Genomic DNA, 26,423 nt, shown 5'->3' with positions numbered 1-26,423 from the left:
CGTCGGCTCTGCCGGCGCCCCGCACCGCTGTGTGCCCGTCAGGAGTTCCCGCCGCGGACCGCGTGCCGGATCAGCCCGGCTGGTCGGTGACCGCCACCGGGCGGCTCGGGTCGCTCGACCACTCGCTCCACGACCCCGGGTACAGCGTGGCCGCCAGACCCGCCACCTCCAGCGCCAGGATCTGGTGCGCCGCCGTCACCCCCGAGCCGCAGTACACCGCGACCTCCTGCTCCCCCGCGCTCAACGCGCGGAAGCGGGCCGCCAGCTCGGCCGCCGGACGGAACCGCCCGTCCGGGCCCACGTTCTCGGCCGTCGGCGCCGACACCGCGCCCGGGACGTGCCCGGCCCGCGGATCCACCGGCTCCGTCTCGCCCCGATAGCGCTCCCCCGACCGGGCGTCCAGCAGCAGACCGGCGCGCGCCCAGGCCGCGGCGCCGTCCGCGTCCACCGTCGGCAGCTGCCCGGGCACCGGCTTGAAGTCCCCCTCCACGGGCTGCGGAAGCTCGCTCGTCACCGGCAGCCCGGCCGCCTGCCAGGCCGCGAAGCCACCGTCCAGCACCCGGACGTCGCGGTGCCCGGCCCAGCGCAGCAGCCACCAGGCACGCGCCGCCGCCATCGAGGCCGCACCGTCGTACACCACGACCGGTCGCTGCGCGCCCACCCCGAAGCCGCGCATCGCCGCGCCGAACTCCTCCGGGTCCGGCAGCGGGTGGCGCCCGCCCGGGCCGGGCGCGCCGGGCGGGGCCGCGAGGTCCCGGTCCAGCTCGACGAAGTGGGCGCCGGGCAGGTGCCCGGCCCGGTACTCCTCGGCCGCGGTCGGGCCGCCCGGCGCGGCACCGACCAGCTGGTAGCGCACGTCCAGCAGCACCGGCGGACGGGCGGAGGCGAGCGCCTCCCGCAGCTCGGCCGCGGAGATCAGCGGAGAACCCTCGTTGTAGGTCGTCATGGCCGCCATTGTCGCGCAGCGCCACCCGGAGGCGCAGCGTACGGATCCGTGCCGGGCCCGACGAGTCCACGGGAGACGCCCGGGTCGCCGCTCTTTGTGGGGACTTTGCCGGACTTTCCGCGCGGCCCGAGGGTTGGGCGCCCACCAGAGTGGAAGCATCACCCTCGCGCACGAGGATTTCCGTGCGCCAACCACCCACGAGGAGGCCCGCATTGCCCGCGGTGGAACTCCGACTGGCCCAGGGCACGCCCTGCTGGGTCAGCCTGCTGACCGACGACCTGTCCGGCGCCCGCGCCTTCTACGGCGAACTGCTCGGCTGGACGTACTCCCCGGGCCCCGGCCAGCTCGGCGACTACGTCCGGGCCGAACTCGACGGGGCACCGGTCGCCGGCCTCGGTCTCTCCACCGCCACCGGCTTCCCGGTGCAGTGGACCACCTACTTCGCCGTGGACGACGCCGACCGCACCGCCCAGTTGGTCCGCGAGTGCGGCGGCACCGTCGCCGTCGGGCCGCTGCAGGCCGAGCGCGCCGGGCGGATGGCCATCGCCTCCGACGTCTCCGGCGCCGTCTTCGGCCTCTGGCAGGGCGAGGAGCACCTCGGCCGCGAGGCCGGCACCGAGCCCGGCGAGCCGGCCTGGGCCGAACTGCTCACCCCCGACACGGAGGGCGCCGCCGTCTTCTACGCCGCGGTGCTCGACCGCCCGCTCCGGCCCGGTACGGACGAGACCGCACTGCTCGTGCACGGCCGGCCGGTCGCCGGCATCCGGCACCGCGCCGACCTGCGCGGCCACCCGCCGCGCTGGCGCACCCACTTCGCCGTCCGCGACGTCGGCCTGACCTCCCGTCACGCCGTGGAGCTCGGCGGGCGCATCCTGGTCGCGCCGCACGACACCGCCCGCGGCCGCGCCGCCCGGCTGGCCGACCCGCAGGGCGGGCACTTCTCCGTGCTGGAGGCCGGCGCGTAGCGGGTACCGGCCCGGGGACGTCAGGCCTGCTGCTCCTCGAAGGGCAGCACGTCCGGGGAGAGCACCGAGGCACGGGCCGTCGCGGCGGTCATGCGGCGGCGGTGGTGACGGCGGCACAGCACCTCGTAGCCGACCTCGTCGTCGCGCACCGAGATGTCTCCGATCACCACCTGGGCACCCTCGACCACCATCACCCCGCCGACCGTCCGGGCGTTGTGGGTCGCCCGCGCCCCGCACCAGCACAGCGCCTCGACCTGCAGCACCTCCACCCGGTCGGCCAGCTCGATCAGCCGCTGCGAACCCGGGAACAGCCGGGTGCGGAAGTCGGTGGTGATGCCGAAGGTGTAGACGTCGATGTCCAGTTCGTCCACCACCCGGGCCAGCTGGTCGACCTGCTCGGCGTCGAAGAACTGGGCCTCGTCGCAGATCAGGTAGTCCACCCGGCCGCCGGCCGAGAGCCGGTGCACCACGTGCGCGTGGAAGTCGAAGTCGTCCGTCACCTCGACCGCCTCGGCCCGCAGGCCCAGCCGGCTGGAGATCGTCGCGGCGCCCGCCCGGTCGTGACGGGTGAGGATCACGCCCTTCCGGCCGCGCGCGGTGTGGTTGTGGTCCATCTGCAGCGCCAGCGTCGACTTGCCGCAGTCCATCGTGCCCGAGAAGAACACCAGTTCAGCCATGGGTGGAGCAGGGGCCTTTCACATCAGGGGAGTTCGGGCACAGAAGAGTCAAGGGACGGACTCAGCCGCGGACTTCGAGCAGCGGCACGAACTGCTCGACCGGGGTCATCGAGCCGTGCAGCCCGATCATCGCGGATTCGCCGGGCTCGTTGCGGGAGGCGACGATCGCGATGTCGTCGCGCGCCGCGGCGACCACGTCGCCGATCCGTCCGTACACCCGCTCGTCCACGGCCGGGCCGAACCAGCCCGCCTCGACCGCCTGGTCCCGTGTGGCGACCCACATCCGGTCTCCCAGCACCTCGCTCCAGACCGCGTGCACGTCGGCCGCGGCGCCGGGCACCGCGTACACGTGCCTGGCCCGGCCCTCACCGCCGAGCAGCGCCACGCCGGCGCCCAGCTCCCAGTCCTCGTCGAAGTCGATCCGGTCCCCCGGCGCGATGTCGATCATGCCGTGGTCGGCCGTCACGTACATCGCCGAGCGCGGCGGCAGCCGCTCGGCCAGCCGGCGGGCCAACCGGTCCACCGCGTCCAGCGTCATCCGCCACTCGTCGGAGTCCACCCCGAAGCGGTGGCCCGCACCGTCCAGCTCGCTGACGTACGTGTACACCAACGCCCGGTCGTGCTCGGCCAGCCAGGAAGCCGCCAGGTCCATCCGCTCCTCGCCGGTGGTGCGGCCGAGGAAGGTGCCGCCGGACAGGGCCACCCGGGTCAGCGGGGTCTGCGCGAACAGCGGGGACGAGACCTGGGCGGTGGCCACCCCGGCCCGGTGCGTCTGCTCGAACACCGTCGGGTACGGCTGCCAGGCGTGCGGCTCGGTCGGCGGCTGCCAGCGCAGCTGGTTCATCAGGTAGCCGGCGCCCGGCACCGCCACCGTGTACCCGGCCAGGCCGTGCAGGCCCGGCGGCGTCCCGGTGCCGACCGAGGCCAGCGAGGTCGCCGTGGTGGACGGGAAGCCCGCGGTCAGCGGACGGCCGCTGCCGCCCAACGAGCTCCCGGCCAGCGAGGACAGGAACGGCGCGTACTCGGGGTGGCGCAGCAGCAGCTCCCACCCCAGGCCGTCCACCAGGAACACCACCACCCGGTCGGCCGGGGCGATCGGCAGCGTCGCGGTGAACCCGGGAACGCCGAGGCCCGCCGCCACCGAGGGCAGCAGGTCGCACAGCGAACCGCTGCCGTACGGGGGCGCGGGGGCGGTGGCGGGGTCAAGGATCTCGAAGGCGTCGTAGCCGTCGGCAGGAACGAAGGACATGGAACCGGATTCGTAGCGGTCGGAGGCGGCGGCGGCGATCAGACCCGCGGGCTGTTGTCGATCGTCGCGTCGGACAGGGCCCGGGCGAACACCAGCGCCTGGGCCACCGTCTCCGGGCCGTCACCGGCCTCGCTCACCCGCAGCGAGAGGTCGTCGGCCGTCGCCGAGCCCGTGTAGCCGTGGTCCGCCTCGCAGTTCGGGTCCGAGCAGCCGGCCGGCTCCAGGTCCAGACGCTGCACCGCGCCCCAGCCGATCGTCAGCACCACCTCGCGCGGCAGCGTCCCCGGCGTGTACGTCTCCGGGTTCGCCACCATCCGGCTCACCACGACCGAGCCGATCCGGTCCAGCCGGACGCTCTCCGTCGAGGTCGTCGCGAACGGCACCGAGGGACTGCCCTCCGCCCCCGACTGCTCGTCGGTGTGGCTCACCACGAAGCGGGTCGGGGTCAGCACCAGCACCGTCACGTGCCGGCGGACCTCGTTGGCGTCGAACGTCGTCTCCTGGTGCACCAGGTAGGAGCTGATCGGCTCCGGGCCCACCGCGGACTCCACCGCCTCGGACACCAGGGCCGGGTAGTAGCCGCTGCGCTCGATAGCCGAGCGCAGGTCCTGAGTGGTGGTGGTACCGGTCTTCGCCATATCTCCATCCTGGCATGGTCCGCCGACGAAGCGGGCGGCACGGCGCCGAGCTTCGGACAACAGCGCCCGGGCAGGGCGCAACCAAGGAAGGTTACAGCGTGCTCATCGCGCGCGGGCCCAGATCGCTGCGGACCGGCAGGGGTGCGACCCGCACCCGCGCCCCCAGGATCGCCAGCCCGTGCGGGGCCACGACCACGGGTTCGAGATCCACCGAGGCGATCTCCGGAACGTCGTCCACCAGCTGCGACACCCTGAGCAGCAGCTCCTCCAGCACGCCGGTGTCCACCGCCTCGGCGCCGCGCCAGCCGAACAGCAGCGGCGCGGCCCGCACCTCCCGGATCAACCCGGCGACGTCCTGGTCGGTGGCCGGAACCAATCGGTGCGCCGTGTCGCCCAACAGTTCGGCCGGCGCGCCCGCCAGACCGAAGGAGAGGATCGCGCCGACCGCGGGGTCCACCATGGCGCCGATCACGGTGTCCACCCCGCGCGGCGCCAGCCGCTGCACCACCAGCTCGGCCTGCGCGGCGCCGCCGAGCAGCGCGTCCAGCTCGCGGTGGGCGCGGCGCAGGCCCGGCTCTCCGGTCAGGTCCAGCCGGACACTGCCCAGGTCGGGACGGTGGCGCAGGTGCGGGGCGGTCGCCTTGAGGGCCACCGGGTAGCCCAGCGAGGCCGCGGCCGCGACGGCCGACTCCTCGTCCGGTGCGGGCAGCGTCGGCGAGACGTCGATGCCGTAGCAGGCCAGCAGCTCGCGGGCCGCGGCGTCCGGCAGGGTGATCCGGGCGCCGCCGGGCTGGGTGCGCGTCGAGAGGGAGCGGCGCAGAGCGCCCCGATCGAGGGTGGTGGTGGGCGACGGGCGGGACGCGGCCCGGGTGCGCAGCACCGCCTCCACCAGGGTGCGGGCACCGGGCTCGTCGATCCGGTCCAGCTCGGGGACGCGCGCGGTCTCCTCCGCCTCGGCCGTCCGGCTGCGCCACTGCGCGTAGTGGACGGCGTGGGCGAGCGCGTGCACGGCCCGCTCGGGCGCCGCGTACGCGGGGATTCCGCCGGGACGCAGCCGGACCGGCAGGTCGGTGAGCGCCAGGTGGGCGAGCAGCAGCGGTTTGCCCAGCTCCTTGGCGCGCTGTCCGGCTTCGAGCAGGGCGGCGGCGATCTCCGGATCGTCGGAGCCCATCTCGGGGTCGTCCTCGCCGGTGAGCCGGCCGCCCATGAAGGCGTGCGCGGAGGTGCCGATCGGCGGGATGGCGACGGCGATCACCGCGTCCACGGCGGGATCGGCGAGCGCGACGTCCAGCGCGATCCGGAAGTTCTCGCCGGTCGCGGCCGTGGTCAGGTCGACGGGGGTCCGCGGGCGCAGGCCGGCGCTCAGCAGGGCGTCGTAGGTGAGCAGGCCGAGGGAGTCCGAGTTGCCGACCACCGCGACCCGGTCGCCCCGCGGCAGCGGCTGCTGCGCCAGCAGCTCGCCGGTGTCGTACAGCTCGGTGATCGTCTCGACCCTGATGACGCCCGCCTGTTCGAACAGCGCGTCGACGGTCTCGTCGCGCAGGCCGGTGGCGGTGGCCGGGACGGCGTGGCCGGGCGGCAGGCTCCCGGTGTGCCGGGCGCCCTTGACCACCACGACCGGCTTGACGGCGGCCAGCCGGCGGGCGATCCGGGTGAACTTGCGCGGGTTGCCGAAGGACTCCAGGTACAGCAGGACGACCTGGGTGGCCTCGTCCTCGGCCCAGTACTGCAGGAGGTCGTTGCCGGAGACGTCGGCGCGGTTGCCCACCGAGGCGAAGGAGGACACCCCGAGGCCGCGCTTGTGGGCGGCCTCCAGCAGGGCCACGCCGATCGCGCCGGACTGGCAGAAGATCCCGAAGCCGCCGCGGCCGGGCAGACGCGGTGCGAGCGAGGCGTTCAGCGGGTTCGCCGGGTCGGTGTTGATCAGGCCGAAGGCGTTCGGGCCGATCACCCGCATCCCCGCCGCGCGGGCCTGGCGGACCAGCGCGCGCTGCCGGTCCCGGCCCTCCGGGCCGGTCTCCGCGTAGCCGGCGGTGACCACCACCAGGCCCTGCACCCCGTGGGCGCCGCACTCGGCGACGGCGGCCGGGACGGCGCCCTCGGGGACGGTGATCACCGCGAGGTCCACCGGTCCGGGGATCTCCAGGATGGAGCGGTGCACCGGGACACCGTCCAGTTCCGTGCCGGGCGGGGCGTTGCGGTTCACCGCGTGGACCGGGCACTCGGCCGGGGCGCTGCCCAGCAGGTCGCGCAGGATCGCCCGGCCGACCGTCTGCGGGGTGCGGGAGACCCCGATCACCGCGACCGAGCGCGGGGTGAGCAGCCGCTGCACCGAACGCGCCTCGGCGCGGTGCTCGCGGGCGCGCATCACGGCGAGCGAGCGGTCGGTCTGTTCGAGGTCGAACTCCAGGTGCACCACGCCGTCGGCGAAGCTGCGGCGCTGGGTGTAGCCGGCATCGGTGAAGACCTTCACCATCTTCCGGTTCTCCGGCAGCACCTCGGCCTGGAAGCGGCGGATGCCGCGCTCCTGCGCGACGGCCGCGATGTGCTCCAGCAGGGCCGAAGCCACCCCTCGGCCCTGGTGGGCGTCCTGCACCAGGAAGGCCACCTCGGCGTCGGTGCCGGTGGCGGAGGGACGGCCCTCGGCGTCGATCCGGTCGTAGCGGACGGTGGCGATGAAGTGGTCCCGGACGACCACCGCGAGGCCGACCCGGTTCACGAAGTCGTGGTGGGTGAAGCGGCGGACGTCCTTGTCGGAGAGCCGGGGATAAGGGGCGAAGAAACGGAAGTACTTGGACTGTTCCGAGACCTGCTCGTAGAACTCCACGAGGCGCCCGGCGTCGGCGGGCGTGATCGGCCGGATCCGGGCGGTACCACCGTCGCGCAGCAGGACGTCGGCCTCCCAGTGCTGCGGATAGTCCGGTTGCTGCTCGGGGTTCACTGCCGCGGGGTCGTCCACATTCGTCAGGTTATCCGGCACCGGGCCGGATGGCGCCGGATGCGTGCCCACGGCAGGGTGGACGGGACCAATGGCCCGGGGTTTATGCCCCGAAAAGAAACAATCACAACTCCTGAACGCCGCGGCTCGCCGGGCCGTCTGCGTGCAACACTGGTCTAGACAACATGGCCGCTTCCCCCGCTCCCCGAGCACGGCCGTGACCAGCTTCACCGGAAAGGCACGTCTCATGGCTGAGCGCCGCGTCACCATCGGTTGGGCCGAGGGCCTGCACGCCCGTCCCGCCTCCGTCTTCGTCCGGGCCGTCACGGCCACCGGCGTGCCGATCACCATCGCCAAGCCCGGCGGCACCCCGGTCAACGCCGCCTCCATGCTCGGCCTCCTCGCCCTGGGCGCCCAGGGCGGCGACGAGGTCGTCCTGGCCTCCGACGCCGCGAACGCAGACGACGCGCTCGACCGCCTCGCCAAGCTCGTCCAGGAAGGCCTCGACGAGCTCCCCGCCGCGGCCTGAGGCCCCACGGAACGCCCGATCGGGGTGCCGCCGGATTCCGGCGGCACCCCGATCTGCTGTGGTCGGCCCTGGTCAGCCCTTGACGCAGACGACCTGCTTGAGGTGCGCGACCACCTCGACGAGGTCCTTCTGCTGCTCGATGACCTTCTCGATGTTCTTGTAGGCACCCGGGATCTCGTCCACCACGCCGCTGTCCTTGCGGCACTCCACGCCCGCCGTCTGCTCGGCCAGGTCACGCGTGGTGAACCGCTTCTTCGCGGCGTTGCGGCTCATCTTTCGGCCGGCGCCGTGCGAGGCCGAGTTGAACGCCGCCTCGTTGCCCAGGCCGCGCACGATGTAGGAACCCGTCCCCATCGACCCCGGGATGATCCCGAGGTCACCGGAGCCCGCCCGGATCGCGCCCTTGCGGGTCACCAGCAGGTCGACGCCGTCGTACCGCTCCTCCGCCACGTAGTTGTGGTGGCAGCTGATCACCTCGTCGAAGGTGACCTCGGCCTTGGCGAACTCCCGCCGGACGACGTCCTGGAAGAGCGCCATCATGACCGCGCGGTTGTGCTTCGCGTACTCCTGCGCCCAGAACAGGTCCTGCCGGTAGGCACCCATCTCCGGGGTCTTCGCGAGGAAGACCGCGAGGTCCTGGTCGATCAGGCCCTGGTTGTGCGGCAGCGAGCGGGCGACGCCCATGTGGTGCTCCGCCAGCTCCTTGCCGATGTTCCGGGAACCGGAGTGCAGCATCAGCCAGACCGCACCAGTCGTATCGACGCACAGTTCGATGAAGTGATTACCCCCGCCGAGCGTCGCCATCTGCTGCATCGCCCGCTCGCGGCGCCACTTGACGTCCTCCGCGATGCCGTCGAAGCGCTGCCAGAAGTCGTCCCAACCGCCGGCCCGGAAGCCCTGGAGCTTCGCCGGGTCGACCGGGTCGGTGTGCAGGCCGCGGCCGACCGGGATGGTCTGCTCGATCTTGTTGCGCAGGCCCGACAGGTCGTCCGGGAGGTCGTCGGCGGTGAGCGAGGTCTTCACCGCGCTCATCCCGCAGCCGATGTCGACGCCGACCGCCGCCGGGCAGACCGCGTCCTTCATGGCGATGACGGAGCCGACCGTCGCGCCCTTGCCCAGGTGGACGTCGGGCATCACGGCGAGGCCGTGCAGCCAGGGCAGGGAGCTGATGTTGCGCAGCTGCTGCAGGGCCTGGCCCTCGACCGTCGCCGGGTCGGTCCACATCCGGATGGGGACCCGGACGCCGGGTACCTCGGTGTACGTCATGGTCGAACGACCTCCATGGGTCGGGTGGTTCACGGGAAAGGGGTGCCGCGCGAAGGGATCCCGGCGTGGCTCGGGGAAGTTCAGGGGCTGGGCTCAGACGCCCAGGGCGGCGGGACGGGGGGAGTACGGCCTTGGGGAGCGTCGTCGTATGGTTCGCTCGACCCGCATGGTGACCGCCTCCTTTCGTTCGTCCCGATCCGCGTTCGCACGTGCTGTGCGTCGGGGAACATCTATCCACGGAACCGACGGGGCCCGCAAGGCATTTAAAAACGCGTCCGGCCCGGCGGAGCGGGTGCTCCACCGGGCCGGTCCGACGATGCGATCGACCGGTCAGCTGACGACCGTGACCTCGCCGATGCCGAGCGCCCGCACGTCGTCGGCGATCGCGGCCGCGTCGCCGACCAGCACGGTGACCAGGCGGTCCGGCGGGAAGGCCGCGACGACCGCCTCGGTGGCGGCGGCGGTGGGCAGTTCGGCGAGCTTCCGGTAGACCTCGGCCTGGTAGTCGTCCGCCAGGTACTGCTCGACCTGGTCGGCCAGGGTGCCGGCGACCGAGCCCGCGGTCTCGTACTTCAGCGGGGCCACCCCGACCAGGAACTGCACGGCCTCGTCGCGCTCGGCGTCGGTGAGGCCCTCGGCGGCGAGGGTGCGCAGGATGGTCCAGGTGTCGGCGAGCGCCGGGGCGGTGGAGGCGGTGTCCACCGAGCCGCTGATCGCGAGCAGCGAGCGCCCGCTGCCGTCGGCGGAGGAGCGCAGCGGCTGGGCGAAGGAGCGGACGCCGTAGGTGTAGCCCTTCTCCTCGCGCAGGACGCGGTCGAGGCGGGAGGTGAGGGTGCCGCCCAGGCAGTAGGTGCCGAGGGTCTGGGCCGCCCAGACCGGGTCGTGGCGGTCGGGCCCGATCCGGCCGACGAGCAGCTGGGTCTGGACGGAGCCGGGGCGGTCCACGATGACGACGCGGCCGTGGTCGTCGCCGGTGACCGGGGCGTGCACGGAGGCCTCGGCGGCCGAGCCGGTCCAGGTACCGAGGGTGCTCTCCAGGAGGGCGGGCAGGTCGACGCCGGTGAGGTCGCCGACCACGACGACGGTGCTGGTCGCGGGGCGCACGTGGGCGTCGTAGAAGGCCTTGACGGCGGCGCGGTCGATCGACTTGACGGTGTCGGCGGTGCCGGCGCGGGGCCGGGAGAGCCGGTCGGCGGCGTCGAAGAGTTCGGCGTAGAGGGCCTTGGCGGCGCGCCGGGCGGGGTTGGCCTGCTCGTGGACGATCTCGTCGAGGCGGTTGGCGACCAGGCGCTCGATCTCGGCCTCGGGCAGCGCGGGGGCGCGCAGGGCGTCGGCGAGCAGGGAGAGGCCGCGCTGGAGCCGGGAGGCCGGCACCTCCAGGGAGACCCGGATGCACGGGTGGTCGGCGTGTGCGTCCAGGGTGGCACCGGCCCGTTCGAGCTCGCCGGCGAACTCCTCGGCGCTGAGGGTGTCGGTGCCCTCGTTGAGGGCACGGGCGAGGATCGCGGCGATGCCGTCGAGGCCCTCGGGCTCGGCGGCGAGCGGGGCGTCGACGAGGACCTCGACGGCGACCAGCTGCTGGCCGGGCCGGTGGCAGTGCAGGACGGTGATCCCGTTGCCGAGGGCGGCCCGCTCGGGGGCGGGGAAGGCCCACGGGCTGGGGGTGCCGGGCTGCGGCTGGGGGTGGAAGGTCATGGCGGGGACGTAGTCGGTGCTCATACGGCGGCACCCTCCTCTTCGGAAGCGTCGGAGTCGGTGTCGGAGTCGGCGGTCGGCTCGTAGACGAGGACGGCCCGGTTGTCGGGGTGGATCCGGGCCTTGGCGACGGCCTGGACCTCCTCGGCGGTGACGTCGAGGACCTTGGGGAGGGCGTCGTTGAGCAGCTTGGGGTCGCCGAACAGGACGGCGTAGCGGCAGAGTTCGTCGGCGCGGCCGGCGACGGTGGTCAGCCGGTCCAGCCACTCGCGCTCGATCTGGGCCTGGGCGCGCTCCAGTTCCTCGGGCGTGGGGCCCTCGGCGGCGAAGCGGGCGAGCTCCTCGTCGACGGCGGCGTCGATCTGCGCGATGGTGGCGTCGCCGGAGGTCTTCACGTCGAGCCAGCCGAGGCTGGGGGCGCCGGCCAGGCGCAGCAGGCCGAAGCCGGCGGCGACGGCGGTGCGGTCGCGGCGGACGAGCCGGTTGTAGAGGCGGCTGGACTCGCCGCTGCCGAGGATGGTGAGGGCGAGGTCGGCGGCGTCGGCCTCGCGGGTGCCGTCGTGCGGGAGGCGGTAGGCGGCCATCAGCGCGCGGGATGGGACGTCCTCGTGGACCTCCTCGCGGAGCTCGCGGCCGATGGTGTCGGGGAGTTCGCCGGAGCGCGGGGGCTGCTTGCCGTCGTGGGCGGGGATGGAGCCGAAGTACTTCTCGACCCAGGCGATGGTCTGCTCGGGGTCGATGTCGCCGACGACGGACAGGACGGCGTTGTTCGGCGCGTAGTAGGTGCGGAAGAACGTCCGGGCGTCCTCCAGCGTGGCCGCGTCGAGGTCCGCCATGGAGCCGATGGGCGTGTGGTGGTACGGGTGGCCGTCGGGGAAGGAGAGCGCGGTGAGCTTCTCGAAGGCGGTGCCGTACGGGACGTTGTCGTAGCGCTGGCGGCGCTCGTTCTTGACGACGTCGCGCTGGTTCTCCATGGACGTGTCGTCGAGTGCGGCGAGCAGCGAGCCCATGCGGTCGGCCTCCAGCCAGAGGGCGAGCTCCAGCTGGTGGGTGGGCATGGTCTCGAAGTAGTTGGTGCGCTCGAAGCTGGTGGTGCCGTTGAGCGAGCCGCCGGCGCCCTGGACCAGTTCGAAGTGGCCGTTGTTGGAGACGTTGGCGGAGCCCTGGAACATCAGGTGCTCGAAGAGGTGGGCGAGGCCGGTGCGGCCCTTGACCTCGTGGCGGGAGCCCACGTCGTACCAGAGGCAGACGGCGGCGACCGGGGTGAGGTGGTCCTCGGAGAGGACGACGCGCAGGCCGTTGGCCAGGCGGTGCTCGGTGATGGCGATGCCTCGGCTGGAGGCGGGGGCCGGGTTGGCCATGCGCTCGGGTCCTTCCCGTCGTCGATGTCGGGGGTTCGTGTGGCGTCCCCCATTGTGGTGCAACGTTCGGGAGCCGCGTTCGTGTCCGCGCGGACGGGGTCGTTCGCCAGGGGCGGAAGAGGGCCGCTGACCGGGAGTGTCGGCGGGAGGGTCCACAATGGGGGCGCCGCGCCCTGTCGACCACGCCCGGTTGACGGGGTCAGGCGACGGGACGGCACCGATCGGCAGCCGACCGACCGACACACTGCCAGCGACACGTAAGGGAGCCCCGCCGCGATGGCCCGCCGCAGTTCGCAGACCCCGCCGCCCGGAGACTTCGAGGAGCGGATCCTCGATGTCGACGTCGTGGACGAGATGCAGGGCTCCTTCCTGGAGTACGCCTACTCGGTGATCTACTCGCGTGCGCTGCCCGACGCGCGGGACGGTCTGAAGCCGGTGCACCGCCGGATCCTCTACCAGGCCAACGAGATGGGCCTGCGTCCGGACCGCGCGCACGTGAAGTGCGCCCGCGTGGTGGGCGAGGTGATGGGCCGGCTGCACCCGCACGGTGACGCGTCGATCTACGACTCCGTGGTGCGCATGGCCCAGCCGTTCTCGATGCGGCTGCCGCTGATCGACGGGCACGGCAACTTCGGTTCGCTGGGCAACGACGACCCGCCGGCCGCGATGCGCTACACCGAGTCGCGGCTCACCGCGGCGTCGATGGCGATGGTGGAGTCGATCCACGAGGACACCGTCGACTTCGGTCCGAACTACGACGGCAGCGAGCAGGAGCCGCTGGCGCTGCCGGCCGCGTTCCCGAACCTGCTGGTGAACGGCGCGACGGGCATCGCGGTCGGCATGGCGACGAACATGCCGCCGCACAACCTGTCCGAGGTGGTGGCGGCCGCCCGGCACCTGATCAAGCACCCGAACGCGGACCTGGAAACGCTGATGCGTTTCGTCCCCGGTCCGGACCTGCCGACCGGCGGGCGGATCGTGGGCCTGTCGGGGATCCGGGACGCCTACGAGTCCGGCCGCGGCACGTTCAAGATCCGGGCGACGACGACGGTGGAGGCGGTGACGGCCCGCCGCAAGGGCATCGTGGTCACCGAGCTGCCGTACAACGTCGGCCCGGAGAAGGTCATCTCGAAGATCAAGGACCTGGTCAACGCGAAGAAGCTGCAGGGCATCGCGGACGTCAAGGACCTGACCGACCGCGAGCACGGGCTGCGGCTGGTGATCGAGGTCAAGAACGGCTTCGTGCCGGAGGCACTGCTCGAACAGCTCTACAAGCTGACGCCGATGGAGGAGACCTTCGGCATCAACAACGTGGCGCTGGTGGACGGGCAGCCGCTGACGCTGGGTCTGAAGGAGCTGCTGGAGGTCTACGTCGACCACCGCTTCACCGTGGTGCGCCGGCGCAGCGACTTCCGCCGCCGCAAGCGCGAGGAGCGGCTGCACCTGGTCGAGGGCCTGCTGGTGGCGCTGCTCGACATCGACGAGGTCATCGCGATCATCCGGTCGAGTGACAACGCGCAGCAGGCGAAGGAGCGCCTGATGGAGCGCTTCTCGCTGTCGGAGACGCAGACCGCGTACATCCTGGACACCCCGCTGCGCCGGCTCACCCGCTTCGACCGGGTGGAGCTGGAGCAGGAGAAGGCGAAGCTGACGTCGGAGATCGCGGAGCTGACCGAGATCCTGGAGTCGGACACCAAGCTGCGCAGCGTGGTGTCGTCCGAACTGGGCGCGGTGTCGAAGCAGTTCGGCACGGAGCGGCGGACGGTCCTGCTGGAGGCGGGGGCGGCTCCGTCGGCGGCGCTGGCGGTGCCGCTGGAGGTCGCGGACGACCCGTGCCGGGTGCTGTTGTCGTCGACCGGCCTGCTGGCGCGGACGGCGGACGGGGAGCCGTTCGAGCTGTCGGAGAAGCGCTCGAAGCACGACGTGATCGTGTCGGCGGTGCACGCGACGGCCCGTGCCGACGTGGGCGTGGTGACGTCCGCGGGCCGGGTGCTGCGGCTGCCGGTGATCGACCTGCCCGCGCTGCCGCCGACCCCGTCGCCGAACCTGGCGGGCGGGGCCGCGGTGGGCGAGTTCCTGCGGCTGGAGGCCGGGGAGCGGGTGCTGGCGCTGACCACCTTGGACGAGTCCTCGCCGGGGCTGGCGCTGGGCACCCTGCAGGGCGTGGTGAAGCGGGTGGTGCCGGAGTGGCCGGCGAACAAGGACGAGTTCGAGGTGATCGCCCTCAAGGACGGTGACGTGCTGGTCGGCGCGGTCGAACTGCGCACCGGCGAGGAGGACCTGGTCTTCGTCAGCTCGGACGCGCAGCTGCTGCGCTACCCGGCGGCCCAGGTCCGTCCGCAGGGCCGCCCGGCCGGCGGCATGGCGGGCATCAAGCTCTCCGACGGCGCCCGGGTGCTGTCGTTCACCGCGGTGGATCCGGCCGCGGACGCCGTGGTGGTGTCGGTCGCCACCGCCTCCGGCACGCTCGCGGACGGCGAGCAGACGACCTGGAAGGTCACCCCGTTCGAGCAGTACCCGCGCAAGGGTCGTGCCACCGGCGGCGTCCGCTGCCAGCGCTTCCTGCGCGGCGAGGACGCCCTGGCCTTCGCCTGGGTCGGTGCCGCCCCGGCCCGCGCCGCCTCGGCCAAGGGCGCGCCGGTGGACCTCCCGGAGCGCGACCCGCGCCGCGACGGCTCCGGCACTCCGGTCACCACCCCGATCGCGGTGGTCGCCGGCCCGGCGTGACGTCCCGCACCTGGCGGAGGGGCAGCGGATGCTTCCGGTGCCCCTCCGCGCTTTCGTGGCCGCCCGACCGGGGATCCGGGCCGGGGCGGTGGCGTCGGCCGGAGCCGTTCGCCGGCGTCGTCCGCGGCGTCCACCCGGAGTCCGCCGCCGCCCGGCCGTCTCCGCGCCGACGCACGACGGGGTGGACGAGCAGGTGGCACAGCGGGTGCCGCAGCGGGCGGTGGCCGTCTCCGGGTGATCGGGACCGGGTGATCGGCTGAGGGTAGCCTTGCCCGGGTGAGCACCTGTGCGACGTTGTCGCGTGAACTTTCGGAGCCGCTGGCCGCGACGGCGGCGGTGGCGAGCACCTGGCTGCTGCTGGAGCAGAACGGGCCGTGGGGTGCGAAGGCGCTGCGCGAGAGCCATCTGGACGCTGCTGTCGGGCGGGCGCTGGAGGAGGCCGCGGCGGGGACGGGCGTACGGGTGGCGCTGGTCCGGCGGCCGGGGCGGCACGCGGACTGCCTGCCCGCGGCGCGGCACGAGGTGATCGTGGCGCACACGGTGCCCGGCCGCGGCTGGGTGCGCCGGGCGCAGGTGGCGGACCCGGCGGAGCTGCTGGGCCTGGACTTCTCGGCGCTCGGCGCGGGCGACCACACCGGCTTCGGGGCGGAGCACGTCGGCGGCCCCGTGGCGCTGGTGTGCACCAACGGGCGGCGGGACCGCTGCTGCGCGCTGCTGGGCCGTCCGCTCGCGGCGGAGCTGGCGGCGGCCGGGCACAGCGAGGTGTGGGAGGTGACGCACCTGGGCGGGCACCGCTTCTCCCCGACGATGCTGGTGCTGCCGTACGGCTACGCGTACGGGCGGCTGACGGCGGAGAGCGCCAAGGAGGTGCTGGCGGCGACGGCGTCCGGGCACATGGTGCCGGAGTGGTCGCGGGGCTGCTCGGGCTGGGAGCGTCCGGGCCAGGCCGCCGAGCACGCGGTGCGGCTGACGACCGGTGAGACCGGGGTGGACGCGCTGACGCTCACCCAGCGGCCGGACGGCGAGGGCCGCTGGCTGGTGACGGTGCTGCACCGGGACGGTCGGGCCTGGGAGGTGGACGTGATCGAGTCGGCGAGCGAGCCGCCGCGTCCGGAGAGCTGTGGCAAGGCGGCGGGCACGCCGTCGCGGATGGACGTCCTCAGCGTCCGAGGACTCTGAGGACGCCGAGGACGCTGAGGCCTCCGAGGGCGCCGCGCCCGTCGGGGGCTCCCGCCACGCCGAGCGCACCGAGCTCGCCGAGCGCTCCGGAGGACGCCGACGAACCGGCTGCGGCCCCGCGCCCGTGGGGGTGAGCGCGGGACCGCGGCGGCACGTGGTCAGCCGGTGGCCTTGCCGACGAACTCCGTGGTGTACGTCCTGGACAGGTCGATCGACCCCTCCTTGCCCTTGACGTCCGGGTGGAACGCCGCGAGCACCGAGAGCACGGTCTTCGGGCCGTCGGCCGGCATCACGCCGTCCGTGGTGAACATCGGCAGCGTCGCCTTGATCGCCGCCGCGTACTGCTCGGCACCGCCCTGCGCGTAGTCGGCGGGCATCTTCGCGGCGATCTCCTCGGGGGTGTGGGTGGACATCCACTTGAGGGTCTTCACGAAGGCGTTGGCGAGCTTCTGGGTGGTGTCCTTGTTCTTCTCCACCCAGTCGATGTTCATGTACAGCGAGGACGACGGGTACAGTCCGCCGAGCGCCTGGCGCGAGCCCTCGGGGGTGCGCATGTCGTAGAGGACCTTGCCGAGGCCCTTGTCGAGGATGTTGGTGACGGTCGGGTCCGTGGTCATCCCGGCGTCGATGCTGCCCTGTTGGAGGGCGGCGATGAAGGTCTGGCCGGCGCCGACCGCGATCGGGCTGAACTCGCTGACGGCGGTGCCGTTCTTGACCGCGAGGTACTTGGTGAGGAAGTCGGTCGAGGAACCGATGCTGGTGACGCCGAGCTTCTTGCCCTTGAAGTCGGCGCCGGACCTGACGGCGTCGGCCTGCTTGGCGGAGACCACCTCGACCTCGCCGGGCGCCTGGGCGAACTGCACGACGGACTCGACGTTCTTGCCCTTGGCCTGCAGGTCGATGGTGTGGTCGTAGAAGCCGACGGCGCCCTGGACGTCCCCGGCGAGCAGGGCGGTGGTGGCGTTGACGCCGGCGGGCTCGGTCATCAGCTCGACGTTGACGCCGGCCTCGGCGAAGTAGCCGAGCCGCTGGGTGAGCATCGCGGGCAGGTAGATGACCTTGTCCAGGCCGCCGACCATGATCTTGACCTTGGGCCCGTCGACCTGCTGCCCGGCCGGGGCGGCGACCGCCCCGTGCCCGGCGGTGGCGGCGTCGTTGGCGCAGGCGGAGAGCGGGACGAGCAGGACGGTGGCGAGGACGGCGGCAGCGGCTCTGCCAGTGGAGTTCGGGCGCATGGGTGGGGGGTGCCTCTCTCTTCTTGCCGGCAGGGGGTCAGCGGCCGTCGCCCGCGTCGGCGGGCTTCCAGCGGAACAGCTTCTTCTCGGCGAAGGTCAGCAGCCCCTCGGTGAGCAGCGCGACGACGGCGAGGATGGTCATGGCGGCGTACACGCCGGCCGCGTTGAAGGTGCCCTGGGCGGCCGCGACGAGCAGGCCGAGCCCCTTGGTCGCACCGATGTACTCGCCGACGATGGCACCGATCAGCGCGAAGCCGAAGCTGACGTGCAGGCTGGTGAAGATCCAGGTGGTGGCGGCGGGGATGACCACCTGGAGGGTGACCCTGCGGTTGTCGGCGCCCAGGATGCGGGCGTTGGCGACGAGGTTGCGGTCCACCTCGCGGGCGCCCTGGAAGGCGTTGAAGAACACCGGGAAGAACACCAGCACCACGGCGGAGGCGACCTTGGAGGCCGGGCCGAGGCCGAACCAGATCAGGAAGATCGGCGCGAGCACGATCCGCGGGATCGCGTTGAGCACCTTGACGTACGGCCCGAACACGTCGGCCAGGAAGCGGATCCGGCCGAGTGCGATGCCCAGCAGCACCCCGCCGACGACGCCGATCACCCAGCCGGTGAGGGCCTCGTAGAGGGTGTAGCCGACCTGCTCGCCGAGCGAGCCCTGCGCGGTGCCGTGGGTGATCCACTGCCAGATCTGGTCCCAGATCCTCGACGGCTGCGAGAAGTTGAACGGGTCGATGACGCCCGTCCGGGCGCAGACCTCCCAGAGGCCGAGGAAGACCGCGAGGACCGCACCCCTGGCGGCGTGCACTCCCAACTTCCGGTTGCGGGCGGCCCGTTCACGGGCCTCGGTTCTCGTCGTGACGGCCGGGGGCTTCCCGGCGGCGGACGACGCGGTCTCGGACGCGCTCTCGGGCGCGGTGTCAAGCGGCACGACCCGCTCCTCTCTCCCGGGTGATGCGCACCTCTTCGCCGAGCGAGGCCCAGATCTCGCGGTACAGCTCGACGAACCTCGGTTCCAGCCGGACGGCCTCCACGGTGCGCGGTCGCGGCAGGTCGACGGTGAAGACCTCCTTGACGGTGGCCGGTCCGGCGGTCATGACGACGACCCGGTCGGCGAGCGCGATGGCCTCGTCCAGGTCGTGGGTGACGAAGACGACCGACGAGCCCGTGCCGGCCCACAGCTCCAACAGCTGGTCCGACATGAGGGCGCGGGTCTGCACGTCCAGCGCCGAGAACGGCTCGTCCATCAGCAGGATCGCCGGGTCGTTGACGAAGGTCTGGGCGAGCGCGACGCGCTTGCGCATGCCGCCGGACAGCTGGTGCGGGTAGCGGTCCTCGAAGGCGGCCAGGCCGACCCGGCCGAGCCAGTCCCGGGCCCGCTCCCTGGCCTCGGCGGCCGGCACGCCGCGGAAGCGCGGACCGGCCATGACGTTGGACAGGACGGTGCGCCAGGGGAAGACGGCGTCCTGCTGGAAGACGAACCCGACCTTCGGGTCGATCCCGCCGACGGGCTCGCCGTACACCCGGACCTCGCCCTCGGTGGGCTCCTCCAGACCGCTGACCAGGGTCAGCGTGGTCGACTTGCCGCAGCCGGTGGGGCCCACGACGGCGACGAACTCGCCCTGGGCGACGGTCAGATCGAGATCGCGGACGGCGGTGTGCAGGGCCCCGGAGGGGGTGCGGAACCGTTTGGTCGCGCCGGTCAGCTCGATCGCCGGGGTTGTGCTCATTCGTTCCTCCCGGGTCAGTGCTTGCCCCGGAAAGGTAGGAGCGGCCCGGCCCCGGCGGGAGCCTTCTTCGCGTAGTGCGACTTCTCCGCATTGAGGGGTGTTCTGCTCGTTTTGCTTCCGCTACAACTGCGGGGACGCGGCTGACAGAAACCCGCCCGAAACGTAGGGTGTCCCGACCCCCCGCGGACGCCCCCGGCTCCTCCCGAGCTCACGGCCCCGCCCGAGAACCGTCCCGCTCCCCCACGGGACCGAACGCCCCCGAACCACCCGCACCCGGAAACACCCGCACCCCCGCGGAACCGCCCGAAGCCGCCGAGAGGAGGCCCGGATGAAACTCCCCCACTGGCCCCGCCGGGTCTTCGCACAGCTGCTGCTGAGCCAGACCGTCGTCACCGTCGGTGTCACCGCCGTGACCGCCGGGCTGTTCCTGGCCCCGGTCAGCAGCGAGCTGGACCACGACGCGATGCAGCGGGCGCTGTCGATCGCCCAGGCCACCGCGACCGACGAGACGATCGCGCGGGCCGCCGACGCCCGCGACGTGGTGACCGCGCAGCGCAACGCCGAGCAGATCCGCCTGGCCACCGGTGCCAGCTTCGTGGTGGTCACCGACCTGGACGGGATCCGGCTCTCGCACACCGACCCGGGCCGGATCGGCCAGCGGGTCAGCACCGACCCGGAGCCCGCGCTGGCCGGCCGCAGCGTCACCGCGATCCAGGAGGGCACCCTGGGCCGCACCGCGCGCGGCAAGGTGCCGCTGCGGATGTCGGACGGCCGGATCGTCGGCGAGGTGTCGGTGGGCATCAGCGACGACTCGATCCGCCGCCGGCTGCTGAAGATGCTCACCGGGATCCTGCTGTGCGCGGGCGCCGGCCTGGCCGCCGGTACGGTCGCCACGCTCGCCCTGGCCCGACGGCTCAAGCGCCGCACCCACAACATCGCGCTGGCCGACATCTCCGCCCTCCTCGTGGAGCGGGAGGCGATGCTGCACGGCATCCGCGAGGGCATGCTCGCGCTGGACGAGCGCGGCCGGATCCGGCTGGCCAACGACGAGGCGGTCCGGCTGCTCGGTCTGCCCGGGGACTGCACCGGCCGCCCGATCGCCGAGGTGCTGCCGCCGGGCCGGCTGACCGACGTCCTGACCGGGCGGATCACCGGCGCCGACCTGCCGGCCGTCCGGGACGACCGCGTGCTCGTGGTGAACCGGATGGCGACCGCCGCGGAGCTCGGCGGCCGGCCCGTGGGCGGCGCGGTGGTCACGCTGCGCGACCGCACCGAGCTGGAGTCGCTGGTCCGCGAGCTGGACACCACCCGCAGCCTCACCGAGGCGCTGCGTGCCCAGGACCACGAGCACGCCAACCGGATGCACACCCTGCTGGGCCTGCTGGAACTGGGCCGCCACGAGCAGGCGGTGGCGTTCATCTCGGAGCAGTCCGGCTCGCACGCCGTGGTCGCCGCGCGGATCGCCGAGCAGGTGCAGGATCCGCACGTCGCGGCGCTGCTGGCGGGCAAGACGGCGGTGGCGGGCGAGCGCGGGGTCCGCCTGGCGCTGGCCCCGGCCGCGCACCTGCCGGACGCGGTGGTGGACCCGCGGGCGCTGGTGACGGTGCTCGGCAACCTGGTCGACAACGCGGTGGACGCGTTGACGCCCGGCGGGGGCGGCCGGGTGGAGGTGAGCCTCGCGGCGTCCGGCTCCACCCTGCTGCTGCAGGTCGCGGACAGCGGCCCGGGAGTGCCGGAGGAGCTGCGCGAGCGGGTCTTCGAGGAGGGGTGGACCAGCAAGGACGCACCCGCGCACCGTCCGCGCGGGCTGGGGCTGGCGATGGTGCGGCGGCTGGTCGAGCGGACCGGCGGCCGGATCGTGCTCGACGCCGGGCCGATGGGCGGCGCCCGGTTCACCGTCGAGCTGCCCGAGGCCCTGCTCACCGATCGGCTCGTGGAGGCGTGATGATCGACGTACTCGTGGTGGACGACGACTTCCGGGTCGCCGACGTGCACGCCGCGTACGTGGCCAAGGTGCCGGGGTTCCGGGTCGTCGGCACCGCGCACTCGGCGGGGGAGGCACTGGCCGCGCTGGAGCGCCGGCCGGTGGACCTGCTGCTGCTCGACCACCACCTGCCCGACGAGACCGGCCTGGCCCTGGTCCGCCGGCTGCGGGAACGCCAGGTGGCCTGCGACGTGATGATGGTGACCGCCGCCCGCGACGTGTCGACGGTGCACGCCGCGATGCAGCACGGCGCGCTGCAGTACCTGGTCAAGCCGTTCACCTTCGCCGGTCTGCGGGACAAGCTGGCGGCGTACGCGCAGCTGCGGCACGCGCTCGCCGCTCCGGCCCGGGAGGCCGGCCAGGACGAGGTGGACCGGCTGTTCGCGACCCTGCGCAGCGCCGCCGCCCCGGCCTGGACGCTACCCAAGGGGCACTCGGCGCCGACCACCGACCTGGTGCTGGGCGTGCTGCGCGGGGCGGGTCGCCCGCTGTCCGCCCAGGAGGTCGCCGACGCCACCGGGCTGAGCCGTTCCACGGCGCAGCGCTACCTCAAGCAGCTGGAACGGGACAGCCGGCTGCGGCTGACCCTGCGGTACGGCGACACCGGCCGTCCGGAGCACCGCTACGGGCTGGCGGCCCGCGCGTAGCCCGCGGCGCGACCCCGGCCCGATCATGACCTGGTCCCGGCCCTGACCTGGCCCTGACCTGACCCTGGTCCGGCCCCGGTCCCGGCCCCGGGACATGGGGAACCCCGGCGGCCCCAGGCCCGCCGGGGTTCCCCGGGCGCGACGGCTCAGGCCGCGCCCGCACCGGTGAGGGCTCGCACCTCCAGCTCGGCGAACCGGTCCGCGTCCGCGGGCTCGGGCGAGGTGACCGTCCCGATCCAGCCCGCCAGGAAGCCGAGCGGGATGGAGACGATGCCGGGGTTCTCCAGCGGGAACCAGTGGAAGTCGACGCCGGGGAACAGCGCCACCTTGGTGCCGGAGACCACCGGCGAGAAGAACACCAGCACGATCGCAGGAACCAGCCCGCCGTACACCGACCAGACCGCGCCGCGGGCGGTGAAGCGCGACCAGAACAGGCTGTACAGCAGGACGGGCAGGTTGGCGGAGGCTGCGACGGCGAAGGCCAGGCCGACCAGGAAGGCGACGTTCAGCTGCTGGGCGTAGAGGCTGATCACGATCGCCGCCGCGCCGATCCCGCCGGCCGCGAAGCGGGCGACGACGACCTCCTGCTGGTCTCCGGCCCCGGGCCCCGGCTCCCCCGCGGACCGGGACGTCGCGACGCCCTCGGCCGACCGGGTCGCCGGGACGGCCTCGCCCCGCCGCCGGCGCCCCGGGGCGCGCGCTGCCCGGGCCCGGCGCGGCCGGGTGCGCCAGGCCCCGGCCCAGATGTCGTGGGCGAAGGCCGCCGAGGAGGCCAGGGTCAGCCCGGCGACCACGGCGAGGATGGTGGCGAAGGCGATCGCCGAGATCAGCGCGAACAGCACCACCCCGCCGGTGCTGCCGTTGCCGCCGCCGAGCACCAGGGCGAGCAGCGGTACGGCGGTGTTGCCGGCCGAGTTGGCGTGCCGCACCTCGGCCGAGCCGACCAGCGCGGTGGCGCCGAGGCCCAGCACGATGGCCATCAGGTAGAAGCCGCCGACCAGGCCGATCGCCCACATCGTGGAGCGGCGCGCGGCGCGCGCGGTGGGCACGGTGTAGAAGCGGGACAGGATGTGCGGCAGGCCGGCCGTACCGAGCACCAGGGCGAGGCCGAGGCTGAAGAAGTCCAGCCGGCTGGTGAAGCTGTGCCCGTACTTGAGCCCGGGTTCCAGGTAGCGGTGCCCGGCGCCGCTGTGCTGCGCGGCCTGGCGCATCAGCTCGCCGAGGTCGCCGTGGAAGCGGACCACCAGCAGCACGGTGAGCAGCACCGAACCGGCGGTGAGCAGACAGGCCTTGATGATCTGGATCCAGGTGGTGGCCCGCATCCCGCCGATCGTGACGTAGACGATCATCAGGGCGCCGACCGCGATGATCGTCCAGGTCCGGGCGTGCGGGCTGTCGGTGCCGAGCAGCAGGGCGACCAGCGAACCGGCGCCGACCATCTGGGCGACCAGGTAGAGCAGGGTGACGACGACGCTGGCGCCGCCGGCCGCGGCGCGCACCTTGCGGCGGCGCAGCCGCAGTGCGAGCACGTCGGCCAGGGTGTACCGGCCGGCGTTGCGGACGAGTTCGGCGACCAGCATCAGCACCACCAGCCAGGCGACCAGGAAGCCGATGCTGTAGAGCACGCCGTCGTAGCCGTACAGGGCGATCAGCCCGGCGACACCCAGGAAGGACGCGGCGGAGAGGTAGTCGCCGGAGAGCGCGAAGCCGTTCTGCAGCGGGGTGAAGTCGCGGCCGCCGGCGTAGAAGTCCTCGGCGGCGTTGCCCTGGCGGCCGACCCAGAGGGTGATGCCGAGGGTGACCAGGACGACGACGGCGAACAACACGATCGCGAGCGAGTGGTGGTCGCCGGTGGGGGCGACGGGGGGCGGGGTGGCGGTCGTCAGCACGGTCGTCACCGTGTTCCTCGCCGCACCGGTCATCAGGGTCGTCATCACGCTCGTCATCGCAGTTGGTCCTGGGTGTCCCAGCGCAGGCCCAGGGCGGCGCGGTCGCGCTTGGTCCGGGCGTTGCGGGCGTAGAGCCAGGTGAGCAGGAAGGTGGAGGCGAACTGCAGCAGGCCGAGCAGCCAGGCCACGTTGAACGGCCCGGCCACCGGGGTGCGCATCAGGCCGGGGGCGGCCGCCTGGGCGGCGACGTACAGCAGGTACCAGCCGAGGAAGGCCCCGGCGACCGGGAAGACGAACGAGCGGTAGCTGTGGCGGATGGCCTGGAAGGCCGCGCTGGCCTGGACGGCCCGGTAGACCTCGGTGCGGTCGACGGCCTCCGGAGCGGCCGCGGCGGGCGGCGCCTCCCGGTGGACCGGCGGGACGGCGGTCCCGTCGACCGGCGCGGCGACGGCACCCGGTTCGGGCCCGGCTCCGACCCGCTGCTCCGCACGGGCGGGGGCCGTGTGGGCCGGGGCCGCGTGGGTGGGGGCCGTCCGGACGGGCACCGGCTGCGCCGGTACGGCCGTTCGGCGGTGCGCCGCCGACGGCTCGGACGGGATGCCCGACGGGACGCCGGACGGAGCCCCCGGCGCGACGCCGGACGGGGCGTCGGCCGGGTCACCGGACGGGGTGTCGGACGGGATGCCGGCGGCCGGAGCGGCCCACCAGTCGAATCGCTGCCCCTGGCCGGGACTGCTCGCCTGTCGCTGTGGCACTGCTGCTCCTGGACGGCCGGACGTTCTGACCCGAACCATGATGGTGGCCCCCGGACAGCCCCTCCGACCATCGCAGATACGTTCACTCGATGAGGTGATCGATCATCCGACAGACACTCATCCGACTACTGCTGCGTACCGGTGATTCCGTGTCGGAACGCGTATGCGACCGCCTGCGCCCGGTCCCGGACGGCGGTCTTGGCGAACAGGTTGTTGATGTGGGTCTTCACCGTGGCCTGGCTGACGAACAGCCGCTGGGCGATCTCGGCGTTGGAGAGCCCCTCCGCGATCAGCGCCAGCACCTCGGCCTCCCGGGCGGTCAGCCCGTCGGGCAGCTCCCCCGGCCGGGCGGCGGGCCGTTCGGCCGTCGGCGCGGACCGGCCCTGCTGCTCCGACAACCTTTCCAGCAGCCGGAGTTGGACCTGCGGGGAGAGCCCGGCCGTGCCCGCCCGGACATCCGCGATGGCCCGGGCGATCTGTTCGGCTCCGGCGTCCTTGGTGAGGTAGCCGCGCGCGCCGGCCTGCAGGGCCGGGAACAGGGAGTCGTCGTCGGCGTAGGTGGTGAGGACCACCACCTCGGTCCCCGGGTGCGCCGCCCGGATCCGCCGGGTCGCCTCGACGCCGTCGCAGCGCGGCATCCGGAGGTCCATCAGCACCACGTCCGGGTGATGCCGCTCCACCAGGGCGACGGCCTCCTCGCCGTCCCCCGCCGCGCCGACCACCTCGATGCCGGGCAGCAGCCCCAGCAGCATCACGATGCCCTCGCGCACCACCGTCTGGTCGTCCGCCACCAGCACCCTGGTGACCGCCTCCGTCATGCCGGCACCCGCAGCAGCACGCGCCACCCTCCGTCCTCCGGGCCCGCCAGCAGCGTGCCGTCCAGCAGTTCCGCGCGTTCGCGCATTCCCAGCAGACCGTACCCGCCACCGCTGGCGGCCAGCTCACCGGAGGACTCACCGCGCGGCGGCCGGGTGTTGCGCACCTCCAGCTCCACCACGTCGTCCAGGTAGCGCAGTTCGACCGAGCAGCGGGCGCCCGGCGCGTGCTTCCGGACGTTGGTCACCGCCTCCTGCGCCGTGCGCCGCACCGCCAACGCGGCCTCGGCGGCCAGCGGCCGGGGCGTACCGGTCACGGTGAGCGGCGCGCGCTCCCGATCGGCCAGTTCGACCAGGAACTCCCCGACCGGGGTGAGTTCACCGCGCAGCGCGGACAGCGCCTGCCGGGTCTCGGCCAGGCCGTCCTGCGCCATCCGCCGGGCGGCGACGACCCGTTCGCGGATCTGCTCGCGGTCGGTGTCCCGCTCCAGCATCAGCCGGGCCGCCTCCAGGTGGACGAGCTGCGCGGAGAGGCTGTGCGCGAGCACGTCGTGGATCTCCCGGGCGATCCTGGCCCGTTCGGCGAGCGCCGCGCTCTCCGCCTCGGCCGCCCGGGCGGCGCGCTCCTGGACCAGCAGCCGGCGGGCGGTGCCGCGCGCCTCGATGTCCAGCCGCAGCAGGAAGCCGACCAGCACGGACCCGCCGACGGTGGCGGAGACGCTGAGCCAGCTCGCCGGGGACGCCGCCGTGTAGGAGCCCAGCGCGGCTGCGGCGACGAGCAGCGCGGGAGCGGGCGGCAGCCGGATCAGCGCCGTGACGGCCAGCCCGATCCAGAGGAAGTCGGCCAGCGTGTAGGCCAGCCCCCAGTTGGCGAGCCAGGCGCCGCCGACCAGGGCGGCGGACGCCAGGTACGAGGCCGCCGGGCGCTGCTCCCGGGTGACGCGCAGGAACAGCGCGCAGAGCGCGGCGGCCGCGACCAGCCCCGCCGCCGCGGCCGCCGCCGCCCAGCCGGCGTACTTGCCGTCGGAGAAGGTCCCCCAGCCGACGACGACCAGCAGGACGGTCCGGCCGAACGCGGTGAGGACCCTGCGCGGCCGGCTCTCGGCCTCGCGCTCCAGCCCCTCGCGGGACGGCCAGCCGGTCCAGTGCCACCCGGCCACGGGTGCCTCCTCTGTGGTCACGGCGGCCCGGGGCTCGC

General features: G+C 73.6%; 21 protein-coding genes. 6 read left to right on the top strand and 15 right to left on the bottom strand.

From position 1 onward, the window contains the following. Positions 1 to 70 precede the first annotated feature (70 nt). Positions 71 to 946, bottom strand: a complete 876-nt coding sequence (locus ACZ7KX_RS30175) for a sulfurtransferase (RefSeq protein ID WP_470329221.1) — start codon at positions 944 to 946, stop codon at positions 71 to 73. A gap of 221 nt (positions 947 to 1,167) precedes the next feature. Here ACZ7KX_RS30175 and ACZ7KX_RS30170 point away from each other — a divergent pair, with 221 nt between their 5' ends. After that, positions 1,168 to 1,911, top strand: a complete 744-nt coding sequence (locus ACZ7KX_RS30170) for a VOC family protein (RefSeq protein ID WP_470329234.1) — start codon at positions 1,168 to 1,170, stop codon at positions 1,909 to 1,911. Positions 1,912 to 1,931: 20 nt separating this feature from the next. Here the strand turns inward: ACZ7KX_RS30170 and ACZ7KX_RS30165 are convergent, their stop codons facing one another. The 4 genes from ACZ7KX_RS30165 to ACZ7KX_RS30150 all read right to left on the bottom strand — a co-directional run bounded on the left by ACZ7KX_RS30165 (position 1,932) and on the right by ACZ7KX_RS30150 (position 7,434). Next, positions 1,932 to 2,588: a thymidine kinase gene (locus ACZ7KX_RS30165; RefSeq protein ID WP_350523323.1), complete on the bottom strand. Its 657-nt coding sequence runs from the start codon at positions 2,586 to 2,588 to the stop codon at positions 1,932 to 1,934. Positions 2,589 to 2,649: 61 nt separating this feature from the next. Next, the gene (locus tag ACZ7KX_RS30160) at positions 2,650 to 3,837 is read right to left on the bottom strand and encodes an alkaline phosphatase family protein (RefSeq protein ID WP_470329220.1); all 1,188 of its coding nucleotides are present in this window, start codon (positions 3,835 to 3,837) and stop codon (positions 2,650 to 2,652) included. Between the two features lie 38 nt (positions 3,838 to 3,875). Next, positions 3,876 to 4,475 (bottom strand): DUF5998 family protein, encoded by a 600-nt coding sequence (locus tag ACZ7KX_RS30155; RefSeq protein ID WP_350523325.1) that lies wholly within the window; start codon positions 4,473 to 4,475, stop codon positions 3,876 to 3,878. 91 nt (positions 4,476 to 4,566) lie between these two features. Next, on the bottom strand, positions 4,567 to 7,434 hold the full coding sequence (locus ACZ7KX_RS30150; RefSeq protein WP_470329219.1) for a bifunctional acetate--CoA ligase family protein/GNAT family N-acetyltransferase: 2,868 nt from the start codon (positions 7,432 to 7,434) through the stop codon (positions 4,567 to 4,569). Between the two features lie 226 nt (positions 7,435 to 7,660). On the opposite strand from ACZ7KX_RS30150, the gene ACZ7KX_RS30145 reads away from it, so the two are divergent. After that, complete coding sequence (locus ACZ7KX_RS30145; protein WP_470329218.1) at positions 7,661 to 7,942, top strand: HPr family phosphocarrier protein; 282 nt, start codon at positions 7,661 to 7,663, stop codon at positions 7,940 to 7,942. A 72-nt stretch (positions 7,943 to 8,014) separates the two neighbouring features. Here ACZ7KX_RS30145 and ACZ7KX_RS30140 read toward each other — a convergent pair whose 3' ends face one another. From ACZ7KX_RS30140 to ACZ7KX_RS30130, 3 genes are all read right to left on the bottom strand, one after another. Further along, a complete protein-coding gene (locus tag ACZ7KX_RS30140) occupies positions 8,015 to 9,208 on the bottom strand; it encodes an RtcB family protein (RefSeq protein ID WP_396549729.1) in 1,194 nt (397 codons plus the stop codon). Positions 9,209 to 9,538: 330 nt separating this feature from the next. Next, a complete protein-coding gene (locus ACZ7KX_RS30135) occupies positions 9,539 to 10,903 on the bottom strand; it encodes a M16 family metallopeptidase (RefSeq protein WP_350523410.1) in 1,365 nt (454 codons plus the stop codon). Positions 10,904 to 10,923: 20 nt separating this feature from the next. Next, a complete protein-coding gene (locus tag ACZ7KX_RS30130; protein WP_470329217.1) occupies positions 10,924 to 12,264 on the bottom strand; it encodes a M16 family metallopeptidase in 1,341 nt (446 codons plus the stop codon). 276 nt (positions 12,265 to 12,540) lie between these two features. Between ACZ7KX_RS30130 and ACZ7KX_RS30125 the strand changes: the two genes are divergently transcribed. Both ACZ7KX_RS30125 and ACZ7KX_RS30120 read left to right on the top strand, forming a co-directional pair. Beyond that, the gene (locus ACZ7KX_RS30125; RefSeq protein WP_470329216.1) at positions 12,541 to 14,991 is read left to right on the top strand and encodes a DNA gyrase/topoisomerase IV subunit A; all 2,451 of its coding nucleotides are present in this window, start codon (positions 12,541 to 12,543) and stop codon (positions 14,989 to 14,991) included. Between the two features lie 276 nt (positions 14,992 to 15,267). Beyond that, positions 15,268 to 16,170 (top strand): sucrase ferredoxin, encoded by a 903-nt coding sequence (locus ACZ7KX_RS30120; RefSeq protein WP_470329215.1) that lies wholly within the window; start codon positions 15,268 to 15,270, stop codon positions 16,168 to 16,170. Positions 16,171 to 16,328: 158 nt separating this feature from the next. On the opposite strand, the gene ACZ7KX_RS30115 is transcribed toward ACZ7KX_RS30120, so the two are convergent. From ACZ7KX_RS30115 to ACZ7KX_RS30105, 3 genes are read right to left on the bottom strand one after another with little or no spacing between them, the layout of a single operon-like run. After that, complete coding sequence (locus ACZ7KX_RS30115) at positions 16,329 to 17,405, bottom strand: ABC transporter substrate-binding protein (RefSeq protein WP_470329214.1); 1,077 nt, start codon at positions 17,403 to 17,405, stop codon at positions 16,329 to 16,331. 37 nt (positions 17,406 to 17,442) lie between these two features. After that, the gene (locus ACZ7KX_RS30110) at positions 17,443 to 18,336 is read right to left on the bottom strand and encodes an ABC transporter permease (RefSeq protein ID WP_470329213.1); all 894 of its coding nucleotides are present in this window, start codon (positions 18,334 to 18,336) and stop codon (positions 17,443 to 17,445) included. Further along, positions 18,326 to 19,135, bottom strand: a complete 810-nt coding sequence (locus ACZ7KX_RS30105; protein ID WP_350523335.1) for an ABC transporter ATP-binding protein — start codon at positions 19,133 to 19,135, stop codon at positions 18,326 to 18,328. The genes ACZ7KX_RS30110 and ACZ7KX_RS30105 overlap by 11 nt, the downstream gene beginning before the upstream one ends. A gap of 328 nt (positions 19,136 to 19,463) precedes the next feature. Here ACZ7KX_RS30105 and ACZ7KX_RS30100 point away from each other — a divergent pair, with 328 nt between their 5' ends. Both ACZ7KX_RS30100 and ACZ7KX_RS30095 read left to right on the top strand, forming a co-directional pair. Then, positions 19,464 to 21,080, top strand: a complete 1,617-nt coding sequence (locus tag ACZ7KX_RS30100) for a sensor histidine kinase (RefSeq protein ID WP_470329212.1) — start codon at positions 19,464 to 19,466, stop codon at positions 21,078 to 21,080. Next, positions 21,080 to 21,766, top strand: a complete 687-nt coding sequence (locus tag ACZ7KX_RS30095; RefSeq protein ID WP_470329211.1) for a response regulator — start codon at positions 21,080 to 21,082, stop codon at positions 21,764 to 21,766. Before ACZ7KX_RS30100 ends, ACZ7KX_RS30095 begins: the two co-directional genes overlap by 1 nt. Before the next feature lie 146 nt (positions 21,767 to 21,912). Here the strand turns inward: ACZ7KX_RS30095 and ACZ7KX_RS30090 are convergent, their stop codons facing one another. The 4 genes from ACZ7KX_RS30090 to ACZ7KX_RS30075 form a co-directional block, all read right to left on the bottom strand. Continuing rightward, a complete protein-coding gene (locus tag ACZ7KX_RS30090; protein WP_470329210.1) occupies positions 21,913 to 23,712 on the bottom strand; it encodes a solute symporter family protein in 1,800 nt (599 codons plus the stop codon). Next, positions 23,709 to 24,410 carry a DUF485 domain-containing protein gene (locus ACZ7KX_RS30085; RefSeq protein ID WP_470329209.1) on the bottom strand — a complete coding sequence of 234 codons (702 nt, stop codon included), beginning with the start codon at positions 24,408 to 24,410 and terminating at the stop codon, positions 23,709 to 23,711. Before ACZ7KX_RS30085 ends, ACZ7KX_RS30090 begins: the two co-directional genes overlap by 4 nt. Positions 24,411 to 24,535: 125 nt before the next feature. After that, complete coding sequence (locus ACZ7KX_RS30080) at positions 24,536 to 25,228, bottom strand: response regulator transcription factor (RefSeq protein ID WP_470329208.1); 693 nt, start codon at positions 25,226 to 25,228, stop codon at positions 24,536 to 24,538. Next, entirely contained in the window at positions 25,225 to 26,385 is a 1,161-nt protein-coding gene (locus ACZ7KX_RS30075; RefSeq protein ID WP_470329207.1) for a sensor histidine kinase, read from the bottom strand. The genes ACZ7KX_RS30080 and ACZ7KX_RS30075 overlap by 4 nt, the downstream gene beginning before the upstream one ends. Positions 26,386 to 26,423 lie beyond the last annotated feature (38 nt).

The sequence above is a fragment of the Kitasatospora sp. NPDC038210 genome (genome assembly GCF_055600605.1).
This window is presented reverse-complemented; position numbering and strand designations above follow the sequence as displayed.

Coding starts and splice junctions, on each gene's coding strand:
- ACZ7KX_RS30175 (WP_470329221.1), bottom strand. CDS start 946: ATGACGACCTACAACGAGGGTTCTCCGCTGATCTCCGCGGCCGAGCTG.
- ACZ7KX_RS30165 (WP_350523323.1), bottom strand. CDS start 2,588: ATGGCTGAACTGGTGTTCTTCTCGGGCACGATGGACTGCGGCAAGTCG.
- ACZ7KX_RS30160 (WP_470329220.1), bottom strand. CDS start 3,837: ATGTCCTTCGTTCCTGCCGACGGCTACGACGCCTTCGAGATCCTTGAC.
- ACZ7KX_RS30155 (WP_350523325.1), bottom strand. CDS start 4,475: ATGGCGAAGACCGGTACCACCACCACTCAGGACCTGCGCTCGGCTATC.
- ACZ7KX_RS30145 (WP_470329218.1), top strand. CDS start 7,661: ATGGCTGAGCGCCGCGTCACCATCGGTTGGGCCGAGGGCCTGCACGCC.
- ACZ7KX_RS30140 (WP_396549729.1), bottom strand. CDS start 9,208: ATGACGTACACCGAGGTACCCGGCGTCCGGGTCCCCATCCGGATGTGG.
- ACZ7KX_RS30135 (WP_350523410.1), bottom strand. CDS start 10,903: ATGACCTTCCACCCCCAGCCGCAGCCCGGCACCCCCAGCCCGTGGGCC.
- ACZ7KX_RS30130 (WP_470329217.1), bottom strand. CDS start 12,264: ATGGCCAACCCGGCCCCCGCCTCCAGCCGAGGCATCGCCATCACCGAG.
- ACZ7KX_RS30125 (WP_470329216.1), top strand. CDS start 12,541: ATGGCCCGCCGCAGTTCGCAGACCCCGCCGCCCGGAGACTTCGAGGAG.
- ACZ7KX_RS30115 (WP_470329214.1), bottom strand. CDS start 17,405: ATGCGCCCGAACTCCACTGGCAGAGCCGCTGCCGCCGTCCTCGCCACC.
- ACZ7KX_RS30105 (WP_350523335.1), bottom strand. CDS start 19,135: ATGAGCACAACCCCGGCGATCGAGCTGACCGGCGCGACCAAACGGTTC.
- ACZ7KX_RS30100 (WP_470329212.1), top strand. CDS start 19,464: ATGAAACTCCCCCACTGGCCCCGCCGGGTCTTCGCACAGCTGCTGCTG.
- ACZ7KX_RS30095 (WP_470329211.1), top strand. CDS start 21,080: ATGATCGACGTACTCGTGGTGGACGACGACTTCCGGGTCGCCGACGTG.
- ACZ7KX_RS30090 (WP_470329210.1), bottom strand. CDS start 23,712: ATGACGAGCGTGATGACGACCCTGATGACCGGTGCGGCGAGGAACACG.
- ACZ7KX_RS30080 (WP_470329208.1), bottom strand. CDS start 25,228: ATGACGGAGGCGGTCACCAGGGTGCTGGTGGCGGACGACCAGACGGTG.